Genomic DNA, 9,518 nt, shown 5'->3' on the forward strand with positions numbered 1-9,518 from the left:
CCGGGGTATAAAACAATTGGCACTGGCTTTACAAGCACCCTGTTGAGTTCTCAAAGAACAACCACACACCAACCAGAAGCCCTACACCGTAGAACCCCCACCTGGGGCATCTCGTTCATGTCCGCCGCTCTCGCGCCGGGCACTTTTACTACGTTACCTCACCGTCTCCGCCGTGTCAAACCGTGTGTCCCGGTCTGTCATGCTTCGTACGGGTTGGCGCCGTTGACCGCGCACAGCGGCAAGCCGTGCGCTTGATCATCGGATTTGGCAGGCCGGCCGCTGCGGTCTCCCGCTAGCTCGCCCGGTGCCCTGCCGGTCGACAACCTTACCCGGTCGGTTCCGCTCCGCCAAATCCGCCCTGCGGCGTTTCGGCGAGCCCCGCCCGGACCGCGTCTTCAGGAGATGGTGCCTCCGTCCGACCCGGTACCAGCTTGGTTTGGCGCCCCCGGGCTTTCGTCCCGTTTGCCCCGTTCCGCGCTGGCAGAGAGAAAGTTACGCGTCTGCGGGTTTGATCGTCAAATCCAGGGGTAGCGGCCCGCGTCACACCATCTCCGGTCGCGAATCTCCCCAGCTCAGAGCCTCTGCCGGCCCCGCCCGGCCCTTCGTCCACGCCGGATGACCAAGGAGTTCGCGTCGGGAGAACGGTCTCCAGCCGACACAAACTCCTTGATCAACGCCGCGGGAGCGAGGTGAGGAGGGAGGAGGGGTCAGGGAGCGGGGCGGCGGGCGGCGAGCCAGGCGCGGAGGCCGAGCACGCCGACCGTCGTACCGATGGCCAGGGACGCGCCGATGAGCAGAGCGTGCACCCAGAGGAAGGCGGTGGGGTCCCCCTCGCCGACGACGCCGGCGGACCAGGCCCGTGGGTCGTTCCAGATGGCGACCGCGAACCTCGGCCAGATCACCCAGGTCCACACACCGACCCCGAGCAGGAACAACGACCAGCCACGCGACAGAACCATGGTCGGCCAGTATGCCAGCGGCAGCCTGGGCGCCGGCGGGCCGGAACAACCGACCCGCCGGCGGGGAGCGAGCGCGCGACCACCACGTCAGAAGCAGGTGACCGCGCCACCGATGGCCGGGTTCGCCCGTTCGTGGTGGTGGACCACCCCCGAGGGGTCGGTCATCGAGCCGCCCCAGACGACGCACCGGGCGCGGACGTACCCGCGCACCGGGCCGGCGGCGTAGCGGCGGCTGCCCTGGTCGACCACGAAGGGCAGGTGTTCGGGAGCGACGTAGACACGGGTCTCGGTGGACGTGCCGGCAAACGCGGACTTGACCGTCACCGCGCAGCCGTACCCGGTCAGGACGTCGCGCAGCAGGTGCACGCTGCCGAGCAGCTCCCCGGTGGCGGCGTCGTGGATCGGGTCCTGGTCGACGGCGCCGTATCCGGGGCCGCAGAGCGTCTCGGGGAGCGACGTGGCGGCGGCGCCCGTGAGCGCCACCAGGACAGCCGCCGCGGCCGTCGAGACACCGACGCGTCGAATGAGCCGTTGCATCCGCACTCCTTTGTCAGCTGCCACCGATGCGGCCAAAGAATGGACGACAGGCGCCCGGCGCCGAATGTCTGCCGGGTACATCGGAGGTGATCGGTCGATGTGTCGACCGGCCGTCGCACGGCCTCTGAGCTGGGGCGCAGGCGTCGCGGGCGGGGATATGAGCTATCTCGCAGAAACGGGGCGAGGTGAATGCGGAATTGCGTCCGAGTTTCCGGCGGCGCCCGGCGGGGCACCGTCGAAGTGCCGAGACGACGATCCGGAGGTGCCGCGATGCAGCCGTTCAACCCGTGGGTCTGGCGGGATCCGTCCGCCCTCGCCGGCGGTTACCGGCAGACCGGCCCGGACGACGTACCGCAGCAGCGCGCCGGCGGCGCGGACGATGGACCGGACGCGCCCGGTCCGGGCACCCCGATCGACCTCAGCGGCTACCGGGTGGAGGCGACCGACGGTCGGATCGGCTCGATCGACGAGGCGAGCGAGGACGCCGACGCCCGGTACCTGGTGGTGGACACCGGCCCCTGGATCCTCGGGAAGAAGGTGCTGCTGCCGGCGGGCACCGTGGCCCGGGTCGACCACCTGGACCGCGTGGTGCACGTGGACCGTACGCGCGAGCAGGTGAAGGAGTCCCCAGCGTTCGACCCGGACGACTTCGGCCGCGCCGACTACCGGGACCGGGTCGGCAGCTACTACACGGAGAGCTACCGGCAGCACTGACCGCCGGAGGGCAGCCGGCGGGCCGGCGAGCGACTACCGTGTCAGACATGCCCCGGTCGAGCACCTGCGACCCGGAGACCCCCGTCGGTCTCCGGGGTCGCCGTGCCGACGACGGCCGGGAGCAGATCCTCGACGTCCTTCGTGCCGGCGGGCTGCGGTTCCGCGCCGGCGGGCGATGGCGGCGCTCGTTCTGACGAGCCCGTTCCACCGATCCGGGTCACCCGGGTCGTCCCGCGCTTCCGCGCGTCCCCGCCAGCGACCGGCACGAAAGGCGTACCACAATGTCCTCAGCACGCATGCTCACCGGCGACCGCCCGACCGGGCGGCTGCACCTCGGCCACTACGTCGGCAGCATCGCCAACCGGGTGCGGCTGCACCAGCGCTACGAGAGCTTCTTCATCATCGCCGACCTGCACATGCTCACCACGCGCAACGGCCGCGCGGACATCGAGCGGGTGGCGCACAACGCCCGCGAGATGGTGACCGACATCCTCGCCGCCGGGGTGGAGCCGGAGCGGGCCACGTTCTACCTCCAGTCCGCGATCCCCGAGGTCGGTGACCTGAACACGCTGTTCCAGAACCTCGTCACGGTGCCCCGGCTGGAGCGAGTGCCGTCGCTGAAGGAGATGAGCCGGGACGCCGGCAAGGACGAGATGCCGTACGGGCTGCTCGGCTATCCGGTCCTCCAGGCCGCCGACATCCTCTGCGTGAAGGGGCAGGTCGTGCCGGTCGGGAAGGACAACGCCGCGCACGTCGAGGTGACCCGGGAGATCGCCCGGCGGTTCAACCACCTCTACGGCGAGGTCTTCCCGGTGCCCGACATGATCATGTCGGCGACGCCCACGCTGGTCGGCACAGACGGCGCCGGGAAGATGAGCAAGAGCAAGGGCAACGCGATCGCGCTCTCCGACGACGCGGCGACGGTACGCCGCAAGGTGATGGGGATGTACACCGACCCGAACCGGGTGCGCGCCGACGTGCCCGGCACGGTCGAGGGGAACCCGGTCTTCGCGTTCCACGACATCTTCAATCCGGACCGGGGGCAGGTCGAGGACCTCAAGGCCCGCTACCGGGCCGGGCGGGTCGGTGACGTCGAGGTCAAGGAGGCGCTGGTGACCGCGCTCAACCGGTTCCTGGATCCGGTCCGGGAGCGCCGGGCCCGGTTCGAGGCGCAGCCCGGCCTGGTCGACGAGCTGATCGTCGCCGGCACCGAACGGACCCGCGCCGAGGTGCGTCGCACCCTCGTCGAGGCCCGTCGGGCGATGGGCCTGACCAGCGCGTACACCCAGGTGCGGCGCCGGGCCGAGCGCTACCGCAAGGCCGCCGCCACGCCGGCCTGACGCCCCACCGGTCCGGGTTACGCGCTTGCGCCGACCCCGGACCGGCCGGTTAGGCTGCCGGCATGACCAGCGCGCAGGCGTACCCGACGGCGTCCCCCGACGTCCGGCTCGGCGCGCTGCGACGCCGGCGGTCCCGCGACCGCCTGCGCTGAGCCTTCCCCTCCTGCGACCGGCGGATCGAGCCGCCGGTCGTCGTCGATCGTCCTCGTTCCGCGGTCCTCCCGACCGGTGGTCCGCGCCGCGGATCCGAGCGAGATCGGCGTACCGATGGATCTTGAGAAGTTGTTGTCCGACCGGCTGGCGCCGGCGTTCGCGGCGGTGGCCGGCGTACCGGTGGACCCGGTCGTGCGGCGCTCGCAGCACGCGGACTTCCAGTCCGACGCCGCGCTGGGCTTGGCGCGGCGGCTCGGCCGGCCGCCGCGGGCGGTCGCCGAGGAGGTACGGGAGCGCGCGGAGCTGGCCGACCTCTGCGCGGCGGTCGAGGTCTCCGGGCCGGGCTTCCTCAACCTGACCGTGGCCGACCGGACGCTTGCCGGGATGGTCTCCGCGCTGGCTGTCGATCCGCGGCTCGGGGTGCCGGTGGTCGCCGAGCCGGAGACCGTGGTGGTCGACTACTCGGCGCCGAACGTGGCCAAGGAGATGCACGTCGGGCACCTGCGGTCGACGGTGATCGGGGACGCGGCGGCGCGGACGCTGGAGTGGCTCGGGCACCGGGTGTCGCGGGCCAACCACCTGGGCGACTGGGGCACCCCGTTCGGCATGCTGATCGAGCACCTGGTCGACCTCGGCGAGACCGAGGCGGCGCAGGAGCTGTCGATGGGCGACCTGGACACGTTCTACACCGCGGCCCGCGCCAAGTTCGACGGCGACGACGCGTTCCGGGAACGGTCCCGGGCGCGGGTGGTGGCGTTGCAGGGCGGGGATCCCGCCACGCTGCGGCTGTGGCGGCTGCTGGTGGCGCAGTCCGAGAGCTACTTCCTGACCGTGTACGACCTGCTCGACGTGACCCTGTCCCGGGCCGACTTCCGGGGCGAGAGCAGCTACCACGACCTGCTCGCGCCGACCGTCGGCGAGTTGGACCGGCTCGGGTTGCTGCGGCGCAGCGACGGCGCGGAGTGCGTGTTCCCGCCGGGTTCGGTGGGGCGCGACGGCGAGCCGCTGCCGCTGATCGTACGCAAGTCCGACGGCGGGTACGGCTATCCGGCGACCGACCTGGCCGCGCTGCGGCACCGGACCGGCGCGCTGGGCGCGACGCGGCTGCTCTACGTGGTCGGGCTGCCGCAGCGGCGGCACTTCGAGATGGTCTTCGCGGTCGCCGCGCAGGCCGGCTGGCTGACCCCGCCGGCGCGGGCCGAGCACGTCGGGTTCGGGTCGATCCTGGGTGCGGACGGGCGGATGCTGCGCAGCCGGGCCGGTGGCTCGGTGAAGCTGGTCGGGCTGCTGACCGAGGCGGTGGAGCGGGCCACCGCGTTGGCCCGGGAGCGCAATCCGGAGCTGGACGAGGGGGAGGCGGCCGAGGTGGGGCGCGCGGTCGGCATCGGCGCGATCAAGTTCGCGGACCTGTCCGGCGACCGGCACAAGGACTACGTGCTGGACTGGGAGCGGATGCTGGCGTTGGACGGCAACACCGCGCCGTACCTCCAGTACGCGTACTCACGGATCCGGTCGCTCTTCCGGCGGGCCGGCACGGACGTGCGGCCGGACGCGGAGGTCTCGCTGGCCGATCCGGCCGAGCGGGCGCTCGCCGTCGAGCTGGTCGGGTTCGCGGCGGTGGTCGACGCGGTGGCCGGCAGCCTGGAGTTCCACCACCTGGCCGCGTACCTGCACCGGCTCGCCGCCGCGTTCAGCGCGTTCTACGAGCGGTGCCCGGTGCTGCGGGCGGAGGGGCCGGTGCGGGAGAGCCGCCTGGTGCTGTGCGACCTGACGGCGCGGGTGCTGCACCAGGGCCTCCACCTGCTCGGCATCCGCACCCCGGAGCGGCTGTGACCGGGTCCGGTCAGCGGGGCAGCCAGGACTGCACCTCGACCACGTTGCCCTCGGGGTCGCGCAGGTAGGCGGAGCGCACGCCCCAGCCGGGACGGTCGGCCGGTTCGGCCAGCACCGTCCCGGTGGGCAGCGCGGCGACGACGGCGTCCACGTCGGGCACCGGAACCACGACGAGCACGCCGCCGTCGCCCCGGCCCACCGGCAGTACGGCCTCGGCGGCCCGCCGGCCCAGCAGCGCGAGCACGGTCTCGCCCTGGGCGTCGAAGCCGGCGTAGTCGAACTCGGCGACCACCTTTTCCGGCTCGCCGAGCAGCGCGGTGTAGAAGGCCAGGGTGGCCGGGAAGTCGTCGGTGACGACGCGGGGATGCACGCTCATGGTCGGACTCTAACGACAGGCGTCGCCCGTTAACCGATTCAGGTGGTCGTGCCGAGGCCGCCACGCTCGTGACGTCATCGATAACGTTCGAATAACGCGGTGTTTCCAACGCTTGACGCTCGTTACCTTAACCGGTTCAGTGAGCGATGGCGACGGCCGGACATCGACGGGCGCCGTCGTCACCTGGTCGCCGCCGGGTCCCGGCGGCACAGCTGCGGAGGTTTCCGATGACACTGCGCATCCGCCGGACCGTCGTCGTCGCGGTCCTGGCCGCGCTGGCGACGACGGTCCTGTCCGCCGTACCGGCGGCGGCCGGTGCCCGGCAGCACGCACCCGACGAGTCGGCACGACGTGCCGACCACTCCTTCGTGGTCCGCGACGGCACCCGACTGAGCCTCGCCGGACGGCCCTTCCGGTTCGCCGGACCCAACATGTACTGGCTGGGCCTCGACGAGAACGTCGGCGGCACCGAACCGACCGACCCGCCGGTCGTCGACCACCCCACCTACTTCCGGATCCGCGACGGGCTCACCACGGCCCGGCGGATGGGCGCCACCGTGGTCCGGGCCCACACCCTCGGCGTCTCCACCGGCCACCCGCGGTCGCTCGAACCCACGCTCGGCGAGTTCAACCCGGAGGCGTTCGACCGCATCGACTACGCGATCGCCGAGGCGCGCCGGCAGGGTCTGCGGCTGATCGTCCCGCTCACCGACAACTGGCAGTACTACCACGGCGGCCGGTACGACTTCCTGCGCTGGCTCAACCTGAGCACCGACGACGACGGCGCGCTGTTCTACACCGACCCCACGGCGCGCGCCGCGTTCAAGGAGTACGTCCGGACGCTGCTCACCCACGTGAACCGCTACACCGGCACGGCGTACACCGACGATCCGACGATCATGGCCTGGGAGTTGGGCAACGAACTCAACGGGATGACCGCCGACTGGGTCGACGACCTCGCCGGCCACGTCAAGGCGCTCGCCCCGCGCCAACTGGTCGCGGCCGGCAGCCAGCACGGCGTCGACCCCGCCGTCCTGGCCTCGCCGCACGTCGACATCAGCGACTCGCACTACTACCCGCCGACCGCGGCCGGCATCGCGGCGGACGCCGCCACGGCCACCGCCGCCGGAAAGGTCTACGTCGCCGGCGAGTTCGGCTCCGGGCAGGCCACCGACGAACTCCTGGACCAGGTGGCGGCCAATCCGGACGTGACCGGCGCGCTGTTCTGGTCACTCTTCGGCCACCACGACCACCACGGTTTCGTGCCGCACGGCGACGGCTTCACGGTGCACTATCCGGGTGACACCCCGGCCATGCGGACGGCGGTCGCCGCCCTGACCCGCTTCGCCGGTCGGATGTCGGGCCGCCCCGCGCCGGCCGTGACCGGGGACCGACCGCTGCTGACCGCGATCGACGCGGACTACGGCATCAACACGCTGCGCTGGCGGGGAACCGCGGGCGCCGCCGGCTACCTGGTGCAGCGGCGCGGTCCGGGCGCGGCCTGGGCCACGGTCAGCGGCGCCGAGCCGCTGAGCGCCGACGACGCGCCGTGGTTCGACCTGACCACCCCGGCCGGCCCGGTCACCTACCGGGTGGTGGCGGTCGACGCCACCGGCGCCGGCCTGGCCGTGTCCCGGCCGGTCGGCACCACCGGAAGCCAGGACCAGGTGTACGACCCGCTGGAGGACTGGTTCGTCAGCGCTGGGCACAGCGACTCGTTGCGCCGCACGCCGGCCGGCGACGGCGTGCTCGTCGCGCCCGCGCGGGGCCGGTCGGGCGAGCTGCGCTACCGGCGCGCCGACCTGACCGCCGCCACTGTCACTGTCGCCTCGTCCGGGCGTCCCCGCGTCGTGCTCCAGGTGTCCGCCGACGGCACGAGCGGTTGGCGCACGGTGCACCCCCGGATCGACCGGGTCGGCCCCGGCCGGTACGCGCTCTCCGTCTCCGGCCTGCGCGGGGTGGACGGGATGCGCGTGGTGTGGGCGCGGGACGCCCGCTTCGCGGTCGCCTCGGTGGCGCTGACCGCCCGCTCCGACGCGGTGGCCAGCACCGCGCCTGGTGCTTTCGCGCTGACCGCGCCGGCACCGGACGCGACCGGGGTGAGCCGGCTGGCGGCGCTGGACTGGTCCGCCGCGCCGGGCGCCGCGTACTACTCGCTCACCGTCTCCGCGCACGCCGACCTGAGCGCGCCGCTGGTGGCGGTGTCGGGCCTGCGTACCCCCGGTTTCACACCGACCACGGCGTGGCCCGCCGGGACCACGCTGCACGTGCGGATCACCGCCGTCAACGGGTACGGCTCGACCACCGCCACCGCGGCGTTCACCACCCGCGCCGACCTGCCCGGCGTGGTCGTCGACGACTTCGACACCTACCCGTCGGACGCCGCGCTGGCCGCCGCCTACCCCCGTAACGGCGGCGGCGACCCGATCACGGCGACGCTGGCCCCGGCCGGGGAGGGCAGCGGGCACAGCATGCGGCTCGACTGGACGCCCGGCGCCAGCGGCTATGCGGGCGTCATCCGCAACCTGTCCGCGCCGCAGGACTGGCGCGGTACCACCGGTCTGCGGATGTGGGTCGAGCCGGGCGCGGACGGGCAGCAGCTGACCGTCCAGTTCGTGGCGTCCGGCTTCTACTGGGAGAAGACGCTCACCTTCAGCGGGACCGACCCGCGGGTGGTGGAGGTGCCGTTCGCCGACTTCGCGCCGCCGCCGTGGGCCACCCCCGGCCCGCTCGACCTGGGCTCGGTCACGCAGATGTCGCTCTACCCGGGCGGGACGACCGGAGCGAGCAGCCTCCGGATCGACTCGGTCACCGCGTACGCGTCGTGACGCCGAGGCGCCGGGTCGGGGGTGCCCCCGGCCCGGCGCCCACCGGTGTCGGCGACGATCAGCGGCGGTTGCGGGAGCGCCGGAGCGCCCAGATGCCACCGGCCACGGCCACGAGGGCCGGCAGCACGCAGACGACGGTCAGGACGGCCAGGTGCCACGGCTTGATCGCTCCCATGCGCCGCACGCTAGCCGTGACCGTCCACCTGGGCGCTACGCGGAAGCCCGTGCCGCCTTGCCGTCCAGCCACAACGTATCCGTGGCGTCGCGGTGCGAGCCGGTGGAGCCGACGTGCCTGGTGCTGATCGTCGGGCCCTTCCTGATCACGTGCACCAGGGCCATGGCGTGTCCCCGGCCCAGGCCGTACTCGTCCTTCAGCCAGTCCACGATCACGCCGGCCTTGACGTCGGCGCGGTCGTAGCCGCGCTGCCTGGCCTCGTCGACCAGGACGCGCGGGGTCTTGCCGGTGCGGTCCTCGATCGCGTCGAGGTAAGCCTGGAAGGACATCTGGTCGACCCCCGGTGTCGCTCGTTCTCCGTTGCTGTCGACAACCAGCCTCGGCCGGCGGAACCGGGTGATCAACGACGATCCGGCACACGACCGTTGCCTGACAGGCAACGGTCCGACCGGGTCGGGAGCCCGACCCGCGTCCGTGCGGGTCGGGCTCCCGGTTCCCGGGTACGTCAGCGCTGCAGGGTGAGCAGGCCGGGCCGGTAGGGGAGCAGGCCGTAGTCGCCGCCGGAGTTGGGGGCGCGGCCCTGGTAGAGCAGTTGCAGGTTGC

9 protein-coding genes are annotated in these 9,518 nt (G+C 72.7%); 5 read left to right on the top strand and 4 right to left on the bottom strand.

Translation table 11 applies throughout. The features are described from left to right. Positions 1-707: 707 nt before the first annotated feature. Positions 708-959, bottom strand: a complete 252-nt coding sequence (locus HUW36_RS18010; RefSeq protein ID WP_174529240.1) for an SCO4848 family membrane protein — start codon at positions 957-959, stop codon at positions 708-710. Positions 960-1,046: 87 nt separating this feature from the next. Next, entirely contained in the window at positions 1,047-1,496 is a 450-nt protein-coding gene (locus tag HUW36_RS18015) for a hypothetical protein (protein WP_174529241.1), read from the bottom strand. 270 nt (positions 1,497-1,766) lie between these two features. Between HUW36_RS18015 and HUW36_RS18020 the strand changes: the two genes are divergently transcribed. The 4 genes from HUW36_RS18020 to argS all read left to right on the top strand — a co-directional run bounded on the left by HUW36_RS18020 (position 1,767) and on the right by argS (position 5,536). Further along, a complete protein-coding gene (locus tag HUW36_RS18020; protein ID WP_174529242.1) occupies positions 1,767-2,210 on the top strand; it encodes a PRC-barrel domain-containing protein in 444 nt (147 codons plus the stop codon). A 47-nt stretch (positions 2,211-2,257) separates the two neighbouring features. Next, positions 2,258-2,404: a hypothetical protein gene (locus HUW36_RS18025; protein WP_174529243.1), complete on the top strand. Its 147-nt coding sequence runs from the start codon at positions 2,258-2,260 to the stop codon at positions 2,402-2,404. A gap of 87 nt (positions 2,405-2,491) precedes the next feature. Beyond that, the gene (gene trpS, locus HUW36_RS18030) at positions 2,492-3,550 is read left to right on the top strand and encodes a tryptophan--tRNA ligase (protein ID WP_174529244.1); all 1,059 of its coding nucleotides are present in this window, start codon (positions 2,492-2,494) and stop codon (positions 3,548-3,550) included. A 267-nt stretch (positions 3,551-3,817) separates the two neighbouring features. After that, on the top strand, positions 3,818-5,536 hold the full coding sequence (gene argS / locus HUW36_RS18035) for an arginine--tRNA ligase (RefSeq protein WP_174529245.1): 1,719 nt from the start codon (positions 3,818-3,820) through the stop codon (positions 5,534-5,536). Between the two features lie 10 nt (positions 5,537-5,546). Here argS and HUW36_RS18040 read toward each other — a convergent pair whose 3' ends face one another. After that, a complete protein-coding gene (locus tag HUW36_RS18040) occupies positions 5,547-5,912 on the bottom strand; it encodes a VOC family protein (RefSeq protein WP_174529246.1) in 366 nt (121 codons plus the stop codon). Positions 5,913-6,139: 227 nt separating this feature from the next. Between HUW36_RS18040 and HUW36_RS18045 the strand changes: the two genes are divergently transcribed. After that, positions 6,140-8,740 (top strand): carbohydrate binding domain-containing protein, encoded by a 2,601-nt coding sequence (locus HUW36_RS18045; protein WP_174529247.1) that lies wholly within the window; start codon positions 6,140-6,142, stop codon positions 8,738-8,740. A gap of 210 nt (positions 8,741-8,950) precedes the next feature. On the opposite strand, the gene HUW36_RS18050 is transcribed toward HUW36_RS18045, so the two are convergent. Continuing rightward, positions 8,951-9,244 (bottom strand): DUF4287 domain-containing protein, encoded by a 294-nt coding sequence (locus HUW36_RS18050; RefSeq protein ID WP_174529248.1) that lies wholly within the window; start codon positions 9,242-9,244, stop codon positions 8,951-8,953. Positions 9,245-9,518: the final 274 nt, after the last annotated feature.

This window comes from Micromonospora maritima (assembly GCF_902825405.1).
Classification (GTDB): Bacteria; Actinomycetota; Actinomycetes; order Mycobacteriales; family Micromonosporaceae; genus Micromonospora; species Micromonospora maritima.